Below are 14,379 nucleotides of genomic sequence, written 5' to 3' on the forward strand. Positions count from 1 at the left end.
TTCCCCTGATTCAAGACCGATCGCATCCTAGGACGCGGACAAACTGATTTTCAAGGCCGCTGCGGCGGCGAATGGCGCCAGCACCAACGCCAGCACCAGCATCGCTGCCATCAGGGCCAGGTGGCCGGACACGTCAGCCCCATCCCCTGCCGCCATCACCGTGCCGGTGCCGAAAATCAGCACCGGAATATACAGAGGGATGATCAGCAGGGACAAGAGCACGCCGCCGGCCCGCAATCCCACTGTCAGCGCCGCGCCCACCGAACCGATGAGGCTGAGCACGGGCGTTCCGATCAGCAGCGTTAGACAGAGAACCGCTACAGAGTTCCCGTCCAGATACAACATGAGACCCAGAACCGGGGTCAGCAATACCAGCGGCAGGCCGGTAACGAGCCAGTGTGCCAGCGTTTTGGCCAGCACCAGCAGAAACAGAGGCTGCGGCTGCAGGGCCATCTGCTCGAGGGTGCCATCCTCGAAATCGAAACGAAAAAGGTGGTCCAGCGACAGCAGTGTGGCCAGCAGGGCCCCCACCCAGAGAATCCCGGTACCCGCCTCCCGCAGGAACGACGCTTCCGGGCTTACCCCAAGCGGGAACAGCGCCACCACCATAGCGAAGAACAGCAGCGGATTGAGCAGGTCCTGTTTCTGGCGAATGCTCAGGCGCAGGTCACGGCGGAGCAGGGCCAACATGGCCCGGAGCACCCCGGGAGATTCCGCCACCGGATCGAGTATCGGCAGCCCGGCGGGCACAACGGATTCCTGCTTACCCATCTCAGGCATCCTCCTGCTGCAACTGGCTGCTGGGCTCGCCCTGCTCGATCACGGTGCCCAGACGAATCCGGTTCATGTTCCGCAGGGACGGTTCGTGGTGGGTGGTCATCACCACCGCGCCGCCACGGCGGACCTGGTCCAGCAACAGATTTTCCACGGCGGCCACCGCGTCCACATCCAGTGCCGTGAACGCCTCATCCAGCAGCCAGAGCGGCTCATCGGCAAACAGCAGCCGGGCCAGCGCCACCCGGCGTTTCTGGCCCGCTGACAGGTTCTGGCACGGCACATGGCACCAGGGACCGAGTCCCACCTGCGCCAGGGCCTGCTCGAGAATCCGGTTGGTGACCGCCTGACGGCCCGCTGCCAGGGCCTGCAGGTTTTCCAGGGGCGTCAGCAGTGCCTTGATGCCCGGCCGGTGACCGAGGTACAACAGGTTCCGGCGAACGCTTTCCCACTGCCGATGGCGGGGACGGCCGCGCCAGAGCACCTGCCCGCTCCAGTTGTCGTTCAGTCCGGCCAGGATTCGAAGCAGGGTGGTCTTGCCGGAACCGTTGGGACCCTCGACACGGGTGAGCGTCCCGGGCACTATGGAAAAACTCAGATCACGAAACAGGAAGCGCCCGTCCCGCTCGCACTCCAGGCATTCCGCCTTCAACAAGTGATCAGCCTGTAGTAACGGCTCAGTCATCAGCGCCCCGGTCACCAGCGGATGGCTTCTGCCACCCGGAAAAGATGGAGCCGGCAGTACCGGCGGGCCCCGGAAACGATGTCCGAGGCGGGCGCTATTATAACGAAACGGGCGGGGGATTACTCTTGCCTGACATCAAAACGGCGCGGCGTGTTGCACAAAACCCATGAAATTACCTCACGGTAACCAGCCCATCCAGCCAGCCTCCGGTAGTGAAAAGCCAAGGCCGGCCAGCACCCAGGCAGCGGCCCAGGGGGATGCCGTGCGCCAGCTGCAGGCGTTACCCCTGGAGAACCGGCAGGCGGTGGTCGCCCGCGTTGCTGAACTGATCACCGAAAAAGACGCCCGGCAGGCCCTGATCGAGGTTCGCGGTCACAACCTGAAGGTGGCCCTGCCCGCAAACGCCCCGGAGCTGAAGGCAGGCGATCTGATCCGCATCATGCGGGAAGGCCAGACCCTGAACCTGCTCGACAAGCTGCCCGTGCCGGCGGACGCACGCCTGACCCAGGCCCTGATTCGCCACCTGCCGTGGCAACAGCACCTGGACAATGGCCTGAGCCAGTTACTCAATGCACTTACCACAGGACTTCGGCCGGCCCCGGGAACCGGTCAGCCCGGCGCTGCGGACCCCCTTCCCGGCGGTGTCCGGGAAGCACTGCAGGCAATTGCCCGGATACTGCCAGCTCAGGGAAGCGCCACCGACCCCGGGATCAGTGGCGGCCAGGGCGCCGCCCAGACAGGCGGCGATGCAGGATTAAAGAATCTCGACGCCGCCCGCGTCAGGGAATGGCTCAGCAACAGTGGCGTCCTCACCGAAGCGAAACTGGCGCGGGGCGCGGAGCCCGCCATCAGCGACCTGAAACTGGCCCTGGGCCGGCTGGCCCTGAGTCTGCTGCAGCATCAGAACCTGGCGTCCGACCAGTTCACCCGATTCACGCCCCTGCCCAGCCCCGACCTGGTCAACAGTCCCCTGCAGTTTCCGGTGGCCAGTACTCCGCCCCCCGCCGCCGCGCGGGAGGCCCCATCGCCGGGACAGATGTTGCGACTGCTGGCGGGAATACTGAACCGCATCACCGTCAACCAGCTTCACAGCCAGCTGCTGACGACCCGGGCCACGGCGGAGGCTCCCGCGCCGGTCAATACCCTGGTGACAGACCTTCCCTGGCTGGCTCCCGGGGGAGAAGTGCGAACGGCCCAACTGAAAATCGACTATGAAAAGTCGGAGCGGGAGGACCGCCCTGGCGTCAGGCGGGCCGGTGTGGCTGAGTGGCGGTTCTCCCTTGCCATGGATCTTGACCAGGCTGGCCGGGTGTTCTTCGACGTTGCCCTGCGTCAGCAGGCGGTGTCGGCCAGGGTCTGGGCGGATCGGCAGGAAACGGTGCGTAAGGTGAACCGACAGCTGGGAACGCTCAGGGCCAGCCTATCCGAACTGGGCCTGGAAGTTGCTGAACTGGAATGCCGCCGGGGCCATCCACCGACTGCCACCACAAAACTGGAACATCGGCTGGTGGACACCCGGGCCTGAAAGACGGAAAAGACGAGAAACAGGAGGCCTCAAGATGGCTGACCAGGATCAGAAGCAGCGGGAAACCGCTGTCGCCCTGAAATATGATGGCTCGCGAGCGCCTGTGGTGGCCGCCAGCGGTCTGGACGAAGTGGCGGAGGAGATCATCCGAATCGCCCGGGAGCATGACGTTCCGCTCTATGAAAACGCGGAACTGGCGGGCGTGCTGGCGAGACTGGACCTGGCCGAGGAGATCCCCGAAACCCTGTATCGGGTGATCGCCGAGATCCTCGCGTTTGCGTTTCACATTCAGGGCAGGACGCCGGAGGACGCCGGGTCCTGAACCCGAGCCGGCGTCCTCATAAACGGTCGACTCAGGCGGCCTTCTGCTGGCGGAGCCTGAGCGCCGACACCAACTCCGCTTCCGGCCGGGAGATGCCACAGGTGTTCATCAGGTCATCCACATCCGCCCCGAGATCCACCAGCCGCGACGCTTCGTCGTAAGACACCCGCAGAGGGTCGTTCTGGCGCATCTCGTCGAACATCCTGCGCAGCTCATGAACCTGGCGCTCGCAGGCAATCAGTCGATTGCCCACCCCGAGACTGCCACTGCTGGTGGCATTGAGTTCCCTTACCAGATGCTCGCTGTTGTCCCGTAACTGCTGGCGCAGCCTGGCAATGCGGCGGCTGTTGATCAGGCCCTGGGCAGCCAGAAGCACGAAGGCAAACACGGTCATGGCCCAGGGTGCCAGGGCGGTCCAGTCGGTTGTCATCATCACACGATCCTCGGTTGGTGGTGATCACGACTGGCCGGGTACCGGACCTCGGAGCCTTCCCGGTGAGACCCGACGGTGGTCGGGCCCTGCCTGGCGTCGGCTCAGAGTGTGGCGAGTTCCGCCCACTCGTGATCAGACAGCATCTTGTCGAACTCAACAAGAATGATGAGTTCGCCATTCTTGTTGCACACACCCTGGATGAACTTGGCGCTTTCCTCGTTCCCCACGTTGGGTGCGGTCTCAATCTCACTGGCCTTCAGATAAACCACTTCCGCCACGGAATCCACCAGGATCCCCATCACCTGGCTGTCGGACTCCATCACCACGATGCGGGTGGCATCGGTGACCTCCGCATCCATCAGGCCGAAGCGGCGGCGGGTATCGATCACCGTCACCACGTTGCCCCGGAGGTTGATGATTCCCAACACATAATCCGGAGCGCCGGGTACCGGTGCAATTTCGGTGTAGCGCAGCACTTCCTGGATCTGCATTACATCGATGCCATAGGTTTCCTCGTCCAGACGGAAAGTGACGTACTGAAGTACCTTGTCGTCCTGGGCACGACTCTGTTGTCCGTTCGTGGATGCCATAGTGCGTTATCTCCTCGCAGGCCATCCACGAACGGGACAGCCTGATGTCAAAAAATCATCGTCAGTGCCCCATACTATATTCAGGGGGCACAAACCGTGCCAGAGTGGCACGGTTTCATTTGGTAACCGCGTTTACTGCCTGCCAGTCAGTTGTGCTATCGGCAAGATCGAATAAAACCTTAAGACAATATCAGTCAAGATCGAGGCGGTGCTCCCGCTCGGCACGCGCCAACAGACGGGCCATTGCTCCCACATCAATCAGCGCGCACATGTGCTGGACCACGGTACCGGCGAGCCAGGGGCGCTTGCTGCGGGCCGACCGCCAACGCACCTGGTCCGGGTTGAGGGTGAACGACTCCGCCACCTCGTCACAGGCCAGTGCCCAATCACTGTCATCCAGCCTGATCACGAACCGATAGCCATCCCGGGCGCCCGCCGGTACCCGGCCGGCCATGATCCACTCGGCGGAATCCACCACTTTCAGCTTCTGGCCCCGGTCCAGCAGCATCCCCATGTACCACGGGGGCCGCCCGGGAATGGGCTTGACCTTTTCATCCATACGATGGATCGCACCGAGTAATACCAGGGGCACTGCCAGCTGCAACCCCGCGACCCGGAATATCAGGCATTCAAAGGGTTTTTCCGACCAGTCGGGCCGCCCTTCCGGCTCCACCGGCAGCGGGGCCTGGTCGACTCCGGCTGCCTGCTCCGCCTTTGCCGACGGAGCCTCAATGACCGGTTCCGCCGACCGTCGGGTTTCCGTCACCATCGGCTTCGGGGGTCTGGCCCGCTCCGGTTCCACCGGCGCAGATATAACGGGAGCAGTCTCCGGCGCCGGCGCCGGTTCACGGACTTCCTGGACTACCACCTCCAGCCCTTCTTCCTTCTCCTCGGTCACACCCGAGGTGGCGGTATGGAGCAGATCATCCAGGTAACTGACCAATGCCGCGGACGGGTCCGCCAGGTTGGTCCTGCGGTCAGACACCATGACGGCCTCCACCATCGTTCAGGGGCGGCGACAAAAATCCGTCAGCCAGCCAGAACATCACTTGCCAGCCCATGAGGTGGTTCCTTCATTCAGGTCCTGGAGCAGTCGACGGTAAGCACGTACGCCCTGGGTGTCGCGATCCAGCCTGGACGGGACCACGCCCGCCTCACTGGCATCCCGGAAGCGGGTGTCCACGGGAATCATGAACCGCCAGAGTTCTTCGGGGTAGGTCCGGCGCAGCTCATTCAGACTCCTTACCGAGGCCTGTGTCCGCTTGTCATAGAGGGTGGGTACGATGGTGAAGGCCAGCCGGTTCTTCTGGGAACGCATGATCATCTGCAGGGTATGCAACATGCGCTCAAGACCCTTGAGAGCCAGGAACTCGGTCTGTACCGGCACGATCAGGTGCTGTGCCGCTGCCAGGGCGTTTACCATAAGCACGCCAAGGGAGGGCGTGTTGTCCAGCAGCACGTAGTCGAAATCGTCCCATAACTGGGCCAGGGCCCGGGAAACGATCAGGCCCATGCCTTCCACTCCGACCATTTTCCGCTCAAGGGTGGCCAGAGCCGTACTGGCAGGCAACAGCGAGACATTGTCGGTCCCGGTTTCCACAATGAGTTGTGCGGGCAGCCCGTCAGGCACCCTGCCCCCATGCTGGAACAGATCGAACACACTGTGGGCCAGGTTGTCGGGGTCGTACCCGAACCAGCTGGTGAGGGAGCCATGAGGATCAAGATCCACTACCAGCACCCGGCGGCCCTGCTCCGCCAGCAGGCCGGCCATGGTGACGACCGTAGTGGTCTTGCCGACGCCACCCTTCTGATTGGCTACTGCCCAGATGCGCACAAATGACTCTCCAGTTTCCGGCCGCCCCGCCTGGGGAAGCCTTTCGATTCAGACTGTGTTAACGGCATCCATTGCCTGAACTTGACGGCAAAACCTTGCCATCGGAGCAATTTCGATACTCTCGACCGGAATGATACACATATCATGCCAGCCTCCGGCCGGACGAGGCTCAGGGCGAGCGCACAGCACCCCGAATGGCGGCGTCACGGGAGATCAGCAGGACCACCCGGCGATTGCGCCGCCGCCCATCCTCGGTATCGTTACGGGCGACGGGCTGGTAGGAACCATAGCCAACAGCAGCCATTCGTGAGGGATCGATGCCTTCTCCCGCCAGCATACGCACCACAGCGGCGGCCCGGGCGGCGGAGAGCTCCCAGTTGGAGGGAAACCGGTTCGTTCGTATCGGCCGGTTGTCGGTGAAGCCCTCGACCCGGATGGCGTTATCCCTGTCCCCCAGGATATCCGCAATCCGGTCCATCACCGGGAAGGCATCGTAATGAGGCTCCGCCTCACCACTGCCAAAAAGCAGACTGTCCCGCAGGGTCAGCTCGATCCACTGGTCGCTGGTCTGAAGATTGACGACACCCTGGTTGATCAGGCTGTCGAATTCATCGGCAAACTGGCTGGCCATACTCCGCAGCGCTTCGCTGCGGGCCGCCTGTTCACGGACCGTGGTGGAGGGCGCGATCTCAGGCTGACGGGTCACCGGCGGAGGGATCACCGCGTCCTCGTTCCGCAATGACAAGGCGCTGGTCTGGTCACCCACATCGATGGGCTGGATGGCTCGCTGGGGGGCATTGAAAACGCCCGTCAGTGTCTCCGACAGTACCTTGTACTTGCCTTCATTGACGGACGACACGGAATACATGACCACGAAAAAAGCGAACAGAAGGGTGATGAAATCCGCGTAGGAAATCAGCCAGCGCTCCCGGTTCTGCGCCACCTCGGCCCGACTGCGTCGACGTCTCATGGATCCGCCCTCCCGGTCATTGCGAAGCGTGCATCATGACTGCACGAAACCCCGCAGACGCATCTCGATGGAACGGGGGTTCTCCCCTTCCGCGATCGCCACGATGCCATCGATCATCATGTCTTCGTAGCGACTGCGGCGACGGACGATCTCCCGCATCTTGTTGGCAATGGGAAAGAACAGCAGGTTAGCCAGAGCAACCCCGTAGATGGTGGCCACGAATGCCGTGGCGATACCGCTGCCGAGAGCCGAGGGGTCAGTGAGATTGGTCATCACCTGAATCAGGCCCATAACCGCACCGATAATGCCGATGGTGGGGGAATACCCGCCCATGGCCTCGAAGACCTGGGCGGCTTCCAGGTCCCGCTGCTCCCGGGACTCGAGATCCACCTCCATAACACTGCGGATGGTCTCTGTTTCGGCGCCATCCACCAGTAACTGGAGGCCCTTGCGGGCAAAGGCCTCAGGCTCTTTTTCGGCGGCTCCTTCGAGCCCCAGCAGTCCCTGCTTACGAGCCTTGACGCTCCAGTCCATGATCTTGCCAACGCCGTCGTCCAGGCCGATGTAGGGCGGAACAAATACCCACCGGGCCTGTACGAAGGCCCGTTTCAGCAAAGCGCCGGAGGTTTGCAGCATCGTCGCCGCCAGGGTGCCGCCGATCACGATCAGCGCGGCCGGGCCATTGAACAGGGAGGCCAGGGTGCCCCCCTCGAGCAGGTTGCCCCCCAGTAGCGCCATGAACGCCAGAATAATGCCCAGGAGGCTGAGAATGTCCATCAACTGACTCCTTCGGTCAGCCGCGGTCCCACCTCGTCCAGGGGCAGCACTTCATCCGTCAGACCGGCTTTGGCCACCGCCATGGGCATGCCATAGATAACCGACGTCCGCTCATCCTGGGACCAGATCACGGAACCGGACTGTTTCATCATGCGGCAGCCTTCCTTGCCGTCAGCTCCCATGCCGGTGAGGATGACCCCCAGCGTCTTCCCGGGAAAACTGCGGGCGAGGGAGCCAAAGGTCACGTCCACGCTGGGCCGGTAGTTCAGGCGCTCATCACCCGGCAGAATGCGTATGCGGCCCTGCCCCCCGCGGTTCTCCACCATCATCTGCTTGCCCCCGGGCGCCAGCAGGGCCAGGCCCGGCCTCAGCACGTCGCCATCCTCCGCCTGTCGCACCTCAATACGGCAAAGCTTGTTAAGCCGCTCCGCAAAGGCGGGAGTGAAGCTTCCGGGCATGTGCTGTACCAGAACGATGGGCGCCGGGAAATTGGCAGGGAGTTCGGCGAGCACCTTCTGCAGGGCGATGGGCCCGCCGGTGGACGTGCCGATTCCGACCACCTGGTAACGTCGCGGGGGTGTTTTACGGTGGTTGGCACGGGCCGGTGCTTCCGGTTCGCGCCGTGCCGTTCCGGTAGCAACCGGCGAGCGGCGGGGTTCTACTGGTGTTTGCCGGTGTGGCTGGCGGGCGACCGGTGCTCTGGTGGCGGGACCGTCGCTGGTTGCGGCAGAGGGCTCTTCCGCGGCAGGCGGGGTCCGCTCATCCCGGGCACCCTGGCCCGCCCTGGGACGGCTGCGGGCGACATCCAGAATGCGTTCACGGAGAATCCGCTGGAGCTCCGAGTTGTCCCTGGCGATGTCCTCGAAATTCTTGGGTAGGAAGTCAACGGCGCCAGCTTCGAGGGCATCCAGGGTCACCCTGGCGCCCTCGTAGGTGAGGGACGAAAACATCAGCACCGGGGCCGGGCACCGACGCATGATTTCCCTGACCGCGGTAATGCCGTTCATCACCGGCATTTCGTAATCCATAGTGATCACGTCCGGGCGCAGCTTCTCCGCCAGTTCCACGCCCTCGCGGCCGTTACTGGCGACGCCGACCACCCGGATACTGCCGGATGCACCCAGGATTTCCGTCAGTCGCTTGCGGAAAAAACCGGAATCATCAACGACCAGGACCGAAACCGTCATGCACTCTCCCTAGTGTGCCTTCTCAACCGTAGTGCTGCAGCAGGCTGGGCACATCAATGATCAGGGCAATCCGGCCATCGCCGGTGATGGTGGCGCCAGCCATGCCGGGCGTGCCCTGAAGGGCACGACCCAGAGGCTTGATCACCACCTCTTCCTGGCCAACCAGCTGGTCAACCACAAAGCCCACCTGCTTGGTCCCCATTGCCACGATCACTACATGGGCGTTCTCGGGCTCCGCCGAGCCGCGATCCGATGGCACCAGCCAGCGCTTGATGTGGAACAGTGGGAAGACCTTGTCACGCACCACGATACACTCGCGCCCATCGACGATGTTCTTCTTGGTGAGATCCAGGTGGAAGATTTCCACCACGTTTACCAGCGGCAGGGCGAAGGACTGGTTCGCCAGCATGATCATCAGGGTGGGCATGATCGCCAGGGTCAGGGGCACCTTGATCCGGATGGCGGTACCTTTCCCCAGTTTTGAATGGACCTGGATCTGGCCATTCAGCTGGCTGATCTTGGTCTTCACCACATCCATCCCCACGCCACGCCCGGATACGTCGGAAATCTGGTCCTTGGTGGAAAAACCGGCGGCGAAAATCAGGTTGAAGCATTCCGTTTCCGTGAGGCGGTCCGCCACGTCCTGGTCATAGATGCCCTTCTCCACCGCTTTTCTGCGGAGCTTCTCCGGGTCCATGCCACCGCCGTCATCCTCGATGGACAGCAGGATATGATCCCCCTCCTGCTCGGCGGACAGGGTTACGGTGCCCTGGCGGGGCTTGCCGGCTTTCTCACGGACGTCCGGCGCCTCGATGCCATGGTCGACGGAGTTGCGCACCAGGTGAACCAGCGGGTCCGCCAGGGCCTCCACCAGGTTCTTGTCGAGGTCGGTCTCTTCCCCGTGCATCACCAGGTTGATCTCTTTCTTCAGATTCCTGGCCAGATCCCGGACGACCCGCGGAAAGCGGCCGAACACTTTCTTGATGGGCTGCATCCGGGTCGCCATGACGGCAGACTGGAGATCGGTGGTAACCACGTCGAGGTTGGAAACCGCCTTGTGCATGTGCTCGTCTTCGCTGTCCGCCCCCAGACGCTGAAGCCGGTTCCGCACCAGCACCAGCTCACCCACCATGTTCATGATGTCGTCAAGACGCTTGGTGTCCACCCGGACCGTCGTCTCTGCCGCAGGCGGATGACTGTCCCTCGGAGCCGCGGCGGGTTTGGTGGTCTCAGGGGCTTTGCCTGCACCGGGCTTGGGTGAGGGTGCCGCCTTTGCCTCTGGCCTGGCCTGGGCTTCTGGCCCGTCAGGAACTTTACTGGTCTTGTCGGTGTCCGCCGGGGTCCTGGCAACCGCGCCGTCGGCGATACCGGGGCTCTTGCCCTTGCCGTGGAGCTCGTCCAGCAGACGCTCGAACTCATCGTCGGTGATCAGGTCGCTGTCACCGGACTTGGCACTTTCCTCAGCATTGCCGGTGGCAACAGACTGGCCCGGTTCGGACGGCTGACCGGTTTCGTCCGGATCGGGGACGCTTTGGGTGGCGACTTCCCCGGAAAACCGGCCCTTGCCGTGGAGCTGATCCAGCAGGGCTTCGAATTCGTCATCGCTGATGTCGCTGCTGTCATCACCAGGGGTGTCCGCACTCGGGGTGGCCTCCGCCTGTTTCGGATCGGAACCACCCCCGGCCTTGTCGCCTTCCAGCGCATCCAGCAACTGTTCGAACTCCTCGTCGGTGATATCACCGGGATCTTCATCCGTGGCGGGGCCCGGGGACTGTTCGGGCTCGGGCCTGGCTGCGGCGGCACCCTGCCCTTCCGGCAGAGCGTACTCGTCCAGGGTCTGAATCAGTGACAGGGGAGCCGGCGTCGGCTCCTCACGATTGCGGACCTGATCGAACATGGTGTTGATGTAGTCCAGGGCCTGAAGGACCACGTCCATCAGCTCGGGCGTCACCCTGCGCTTGTGATTACGCAGGGTATCGAAGACGTTTTCCGCGGAGTGACAGCAATTCACCAGTGCTTCGAGCTGAAGGAAGCCAGCGCCCCCCTTGACGGTATGAAAGCCGCGGAAAATGGCATTCAGCAGATCGCTGTCGTCAGGATGCCGCTCCAGGTCTACCAGTTGTTCGGAGAGCTGCTCAAGGATTTCTCCCGCCTCCACCAGGAAATCCTGAAGGATCTCTTCGTCTGCATCGAATGCCATGCAACTACCTCACTTAAAAGCCGAGACTGGACAGCAGGTCGTCAACGTCGTCCTGGCCGGACACCACATCGGACCGCTCTGCGGCGCGCATTTGAGGCCCTTCGCCCTTGATGGCTGAGGACTCTTGTTCTTTGAGTTCGTGGACGGTCCCGGTGAGCTGGTCCACATGGCTGGCCATGACCACCAGGCTGAGCAGGTTCTCCTCCACCTCCTTCACCAGCGCGGTCACCTTCTGGATCACCTGCCCGGTAAGGTCCTGGAAGTCCTGGGCCAGCAGGATTTCCGAAAGGTCGCCGTACATTTTCTCGGCGTCTCCGGAGAGGCTTTCAAAAAACCGGTCGATACGTCCGTACAGCTCCCGGAATTCAGAGGGAGCCATTTCACGCCGGCGAAGCCGCTGCCAGTCGTCCCTCAGGACCTTTGCCTGCTCGCACATGGCATTGGCCCGGGGCATGGCATCCTCCACCAGGTCCATGGTGCGGTTGGCAGCCTTGCTGGTCATTTCAACCACATACTGGAGACGGTCCGACGCATCGGACATCTTCGACAGCGCTTCCTGCTGCTCCGCGTTCTGGGGCTGGATCTGGAAATTGCGAATCGCCTCATGAAGGCTTCTGGTCAACCGGCCCACTTCCCGGTACAGACTCTGATCCCGAACCTCGCTGAGGTCATTGATCAGGGTCATGGCGCGGGCATATTCGCCGGCGTTGACCTGTTCCACCAGCTCATCGGCATGCTGCTTGAGCTTGGAGGCGATTTCCGGGTCGAGGCTGGCTTCAGGCTGTTTGTCTTTGCTCATGGGAGCGTATCCGGACTGTCAGATCGGGTTACAAAGCGCAACCGGCGCTTTACTGAATTCGCTCGAAGATCTTCTCGATCTTTTCCTTGAGTACCGCGGCCGTGAAAGGTTTGACCACATAGCCGTTCACCCCGGCCTGGGCCGCGGCCACAATCTGGTCGCGCTTGGCTTCCGCGGTCACCATGAGGACGGGCAGGTCCTTCAGGTTCTCGTCGGCGCGTACTTCCTTGAGCAGGTCGAACCCGGACATGCCCGGCATGTTCCAGTCGGTGATCAGGAAGTCGAACTTACCTGTACGAAGCATCGGCAATGCCGTATTACCGTCATCCGCCTCTTCGGTGTTGGTAAACCCGAGATCTCGCAACAGGTTCTTGATGATCCGTCGCATCGTGGAAAAATCATCCACAATGAGGATTTTCATGTTCTTGTCCAATGGGACCTCCAGTTGGTAGTCGCCGGAATAGTAACCTTGGTAATCTGGCACCGCCTTGCGGGCCAGCTGCTGTCAGATCCTAGCGCAAAGCGGACATTCTAACAGTATCGAGGCGACAGTCCGTTTCAATGTGTTATCAACGGGGGGCCGGCACACACCAGGCCCTAGAGAGAACCGGCGTCATTGGCCTGCCAGCCCGAAAGTCGCCCCCGCAGCCGCAGGGCTGCCTGGCTGTGGATCTGGCTGACCCGGCTTTCACTGACGCCAAGCACAGCACCGATTTCTTTCAGGTTGAGCTCCTCCTGGTAATACAGGCTGAGCACCAGCTTTTCCCGCTCCGGCAGCCCTTCTATCGCCGCGGCGAGATTGTTGCGGAATGCCTCCCCGGACACATCATCGAGGGGATTATCCGACGCTTCCTGCTCGTGTATCGGCAGCTCTCCGGATTCATTGAGCTCATCGAGGGAAAAAAGTCGGCCGGAACTGGCGTCACTCAGGCAGGCATGATACTCGGACAACCCCATACCCAGCTCCTGTGCCACTTCGAGGTCCTGGGCTTCGCGGCCTTCCCGGTCTTCAACGGACTTGATGGCCGCGGCTACCCGGCGGGCGTTGCGGTGAACCGAACGGGGCACCCAGTCGCCCCTGCGGATTTCATCCACAATGGCGCCACGGATACGGATACCGGCATAGGTTTCGAAGGAGGCGCCCCGGTCCGACTGGTATTTGGCGGCCGCCTCAAGCAGCCCCACCATCCCGGCCTGGATGAGGTCGTCCAGCTGGACCGAATCGGGCAGACGGGCCATAAGGTGGAGGGCGATTTTCTTGACCAGCGGGGCATGTTGCTCCACCAGTTGATGGGCATCTTGCCGGCCGGTCTGATGATAGATTCCGAGACGTCTGGCCAATGTCATGTATCCGTTTAAACCATCCTGCAACGGTAATGATCAGGTGCCTGTACCCACCAGGCGCTCCACGAAGAATTCCAGGTGCCCCCTAGGCGATGAGGGCAACGGCCAACTGTCGACCTTTTCGGCCAGGGCCTTGATGGCCAGGGATGCCTTGGCCCTGGGGTAGACATCCAGCACCGCGCGCTGACGCTGAACAGCCTTGCGCACGGCTTCATCGTAGGGAACCATGCCGACGTATTGTAGTGCAACGTCCAGGAAGCGCTCGGTGACCCGGGTCAGTTTTCCGAACAGATGCTTGCCTTCCTGCTCGTTGCGAACCTGGTTGGCCAGTATACGGAAGCGGTTGGTACCGTAATCACGGTTCATCAGTTTGATCAGGGCGTAAGCATCGGTGATGGAGGTGGGCTCATCACACACCACCAGCAGCAGCTCCTGGGAAGCCCGCAGGAAGCTCACCACGCTCTCGGAAATTCCGGCTGCGGTGTCCACGATCAGCACATCCACCTGATCGCCCAGTTCACTGAAGGCGTTGATCAGGCCGGCGTGCTCCATGGCACTGAGCTGGGTCATGCGCTGGGTCCCGGAGGACGCGGGCACGATCCTGATTCCGCCGGGACCGCTGACCAGCACGTCCCGCAGATCGCACTCCCCGGCAAGCACATCGGACAGGTTGCGGTTGGCGGTGATTCCCAGCAGGACATCGATATTGGCCAGCCCCAGATCCGCGTCCAGCAATACCACCCTACGCCCCATCTGCGAAAGGGCAATGCCGAGGTTAACGGAGACGTTGCTCTTGCCCACGCCACCCTTGCCCCCGGTGACTGCGATTACCTGAACCGGATGTGGTCTGCTCATATATGGTCTGTGTTCCCGCTGAGGTTCTTCTATAACTATGTTTGTGCTGCAGGTTCGTAGCCCAGACCAACAGCCGCTCCGGCC

The 14,379-nt window shown here is 62.3% G+C and carries 16 protein-coding genes; 2 read left to right on the top strand and 14 right to left on the bottom strand.

Annotated features, from left to right (window positions below):
- Nucleotides 1-27: 27 nt before the first annotated feature.
- A complete protein-coding gene (gene ccmB / locus BM346_RS04565; RefSeq protein ID WP_227662937.1) occupies nt 28-690 on the bottom strand; it encodes a heme exporter protein CcmB in 663 nt (220 codons plus the stop codon).
- Between the two features lie 82 nt (nt 691-772).
- On the bottom strand, nt 773-1,459 hold the full coding sequence (gene ccmA, locus BM346_RS04570; RefSeq protein WP_092009280.1) for a cytochrome c biogenesis heme-transporting ATPase CcmA: 687 nt from the start codon (nt 1,457-1,459) through the stop codon (nt 773-775).
- Nucleotides 1,460-1,625: 166 nt separating this feature from the next.
- Between ccmA and fliK the strand changes: the two genes are divergently transcribed.
- On the top strand, nt 1,626-2,984 hold the full coding sequence (gene fliK, locus BM346_RS04575; RefSeq protein WP_092009282.1) for a flagellar hook-length control protein FliK: 1,359 nt from the start codon (nt 1,626-1,628) through the stop codon (nt 2,982-2,984).
- Between the two features lie 34 nt (nt 2,985-3,018).
- Entirely contained in the window at nt 3,019-3,306 is a 288-nt protein-coding gene (locus BM346_RS04580) for an EscU/YscU/HrcU family type III secretion system export apparatus switch protein (protein WP_092009284.1), read from the top strand.
- 31 nt (nt 3,307-3,337) lie between these two features.
- On the opposite strand, the gene BM346_RS04585 is transcribed toward BM346_RS04580, so the two are convergent.
- From BM346_RS04585 to BM346_RS04640, 12 genes are all read right to left on the bottom strand, one after another.
- On the bottom strand, nt 3,338-3,736 hold the full coding sequence (locus BM346_RS04585) for a DUF2802 domain-containing protein (RefSeq protein WP_092013303.1): 399 nt from the start codon (nt 3,734-3,736) through the stop codon (nt 3,338-3,340).
- A 104-nt stretch (nt 3,737-3,840) separates the two neighbouring features.
- Nucleotides 3,841-4,329, bottom strand: a complete 489-nt coding sequence (locus BM346_RS04590) for a chemotaxis protein CheW (RefSeq protein WP_092009286.1) — start codon at nt 4,327-4,329, stop codon at nt 3,841-3,843.
- Nucleotides 4,330-4,519: 190 nt separating this feature from the next.
- Nucleotides 4,520-5,317, bottom strand: coding sequence for a chemotaxis protein CheW (locus BM346_RS04595; RefSeq protein WP_092013305.1), 798 nt, complete (start codon nt 5,315-5,317; stop codon nt 4,520-4,522).
- Nucleotides 5,318-5,374: 57 nt separating this feature from the next.
- Nucleotides 5,375-6,163, bottom strand: a complete 789-nt coding sequence (locus tag BM346_RS04600; protein ID WP_092009288.1) for a ParA family protein — start codon at nt 6,161-6,163, stop codon at nt 5,375-5,377.
- 169 nt (nt 6,164-6,332) lie between these two features.
- Entirely contained in the window at nt 6,333-7,133 is an 801-nt protein-coding gene (gene motD / locus BM346_RS04605) for a flagellar motor protein MotD (protein ID WP_092009290.1), read from the bottom strand.
- Nucleotides 7,134-7,166: 33 nt separating this feature from the next.
- The gene (locus tag BM346_RS04610; RefSeq protein ID WP_092009292.1) at nt 7,167-7,910 is read right to left on the bottom strand and encodes a flagellar motor protein; all 744 of its coding nucleotides are present in this window, start codon (nt 7,908-7,910) and stop codon (nt 7,167-7,169) included.
- Nucleotides 7,910-9,097, bottom strand: coding sequence for a protein-glutamate methylesterase/protein-glutamine glutaminase (locus BM346_RS04615; protein WP_092009294.1), 1,188 nt, complete (start codon nt 9,095-9,097; stop codon nt 7,910-7,912). Before BM346_RS04615 ends, BM346_RS04610 begins: the two co-directional genes overlap by 1 nt.
- Nucleotides 9,098-9,119: 22 nt before the next feature.
- A complete protein-coding gene (locus BM346_RS04620; protein WP_092009296.1) occupies nt 9,120-11,297 on the bottom strand; it encodes a chemotaxis protein CheA in 2,178 nt (725 codons plus the stop codon).
- A gap of 13 nt (nt 11,298-11,310) precedes the next feature.
- Entirely contained in the window at nt 11,311-12,096 is a 786-nt protein-coding gene (locus tag BM346_RS04625) for a protein phosphatase CheZ (RefSeq protein WP_092009298.1), read from the bottom strand.
- A 49-nt stretch (nt 12,097-12,145) separates the two neighbouring features.
- The gene (gene cheY, locus BM346_RS04630) at nt 12,146-12,529 is read right to left on the bottom strand and encodes a chemotaxis response regulator CheY (RefSeq protein ID WP_092009300.1); all 384 of its coding nucleotides are present in this window, start codon (nt 12,527-12,529) and stop codon (nt 12,146-12,148) included.
- A 164-nt stretch (nt 12,530-12,693) separates the two neighbouring features.
- Entirely contained in the window at nt 12,694-13,443 is a 750-nt protein-coding gene (locus BM346_RS04635; RefSeq protein ID WP_092009302.1) for an RNA polymerase sigma factor FliA, read from the bottom strand.
- Nucleotides 13,444-13,476: 33 nt separating this feature from the next.
- On the bottom strand, nt 13,477-14,295 hold the full coding sequence (locus BM346_RS04640; RefSeq protein WP_092009303.1) for a MinD/ParA family protein: 819 nt from the start codon (nt 14,293-14,295) through the stop codon (nt 13,477-13,479).
- Nucleotides 14,296-14,379: the final 84 nt, after the last annotated feature.

The sequence above is a fragment of the Marinobacter daqiaonensis genome, assembly GCF_900115285.1.
GTDB classification, from domain to species: Bacteria; Pseudomonadota; Gammaproteobacteria; order Pseudomonadales; family Oleiphilaceae; genus Marinobacter; species Marinobacter daqiaonensis.

Excerpts from the sequence above, each read along its gene's own strand:
- fliK (WP_092009282.1), top strand. The coding sequence starts at position 1,626 with ATGAAATTACCTCACGGTAACCAGCCCATCCAGCCAGCCTCCGGTAGT.
- ccmA (WP_092009280.1), bottom strand. The coding sequence starts at position 1,459 with ATGACTGAGCCGTTACTACAGGCTGATCACTTGTTGAAGGCGGAATGC.
- BM346_RS04640 (WP_092009303.1), bottom strand. The coding sequence starts at position 14,295 with ATGAGCAGACCACATCCGGTTCAGGTAATCGCAGTCACCGGGGGCAAG.
- BM346_RS04615 (WP_092009294.1), bottom strand. The coding sequence starts at position 9,097 with ATGACGGTTTCGGTCCTGGTCGTTGATGATTCCGGTTTTTTCCGCAAG.
- motD (WP_092009290.1), bottom strand. The coding sequence starts at position 7,133 with ATGAGACGTCGACGCAGTCGGGCCGAGGTGGCGCAGAACCGGGAGCGC.
- BM346_RS04610 (WP_092009292.1), bottom strand. The coding sequence starts at position 7,910 with ATGGACATTCTCAGCCTCCTGGGCATTATTCTGGCGTTCATGGCGCTA.
- BM346_RS04580 (WP_092009284.1), top strand. The coding sequence starts at position 3,019 with ATGGCTGACCAGGATCAGAAGCAGCGGGAAACCGCTGTCGCCCTGAAA.
- BM346_RS04620 (WP_092009296.1), bottom strand. The coding sequence starts at position 11,297 with ATGGCATTCGATGCAGACGAAGAGATCCTTCAGGATTTCCTGGTGGAG.
- BM346_RS04625 (WP_092009298.1), bottom strand. The coding sequence starts at position 12,096 with ATGAGCAAAGACAAACAGCCTGAAGCCAGCCTCGACCCGGAAATCGCC.
- BM346_RS04635 (WP_092009302.1), bottom strand. The coding sequence starts at position 13,443 with ATGACATTGGCCAGACGTCTCGGAATCTATCATCAGACCGGCCGGCAA.
- BM346_RS04585 (WP_092013303.1), bottom strand. The coding sequence starts at position 3,736 with ATGACAACCGACTGGACCGCCCTGGCACCCTGGGCCATGACCGTGTTT.
- ccmB (WP_227662937.1), bottom strand. The coding sequence starts at position 690 with ATGTTGGCCCTGCTCCGCCGTGACCTGCGCCTGAGCATTCGCCAGAAA.
- BM346_RS04595 (WP_092013305.1), bottom strand. The coding sequence starts at position 5,317 with ATGGTGTCTGACCGCAGGACCAACCTGGCGGACCCGTCCGCGGCATTG.
- BM346_RS04590 (WP_092009286.1), bottom strand. The coding sequence starts at position 4,329 with ATGGCATCCACGAACGGACAACAGAGTCGTGCCCAGGACGACAAGGTA.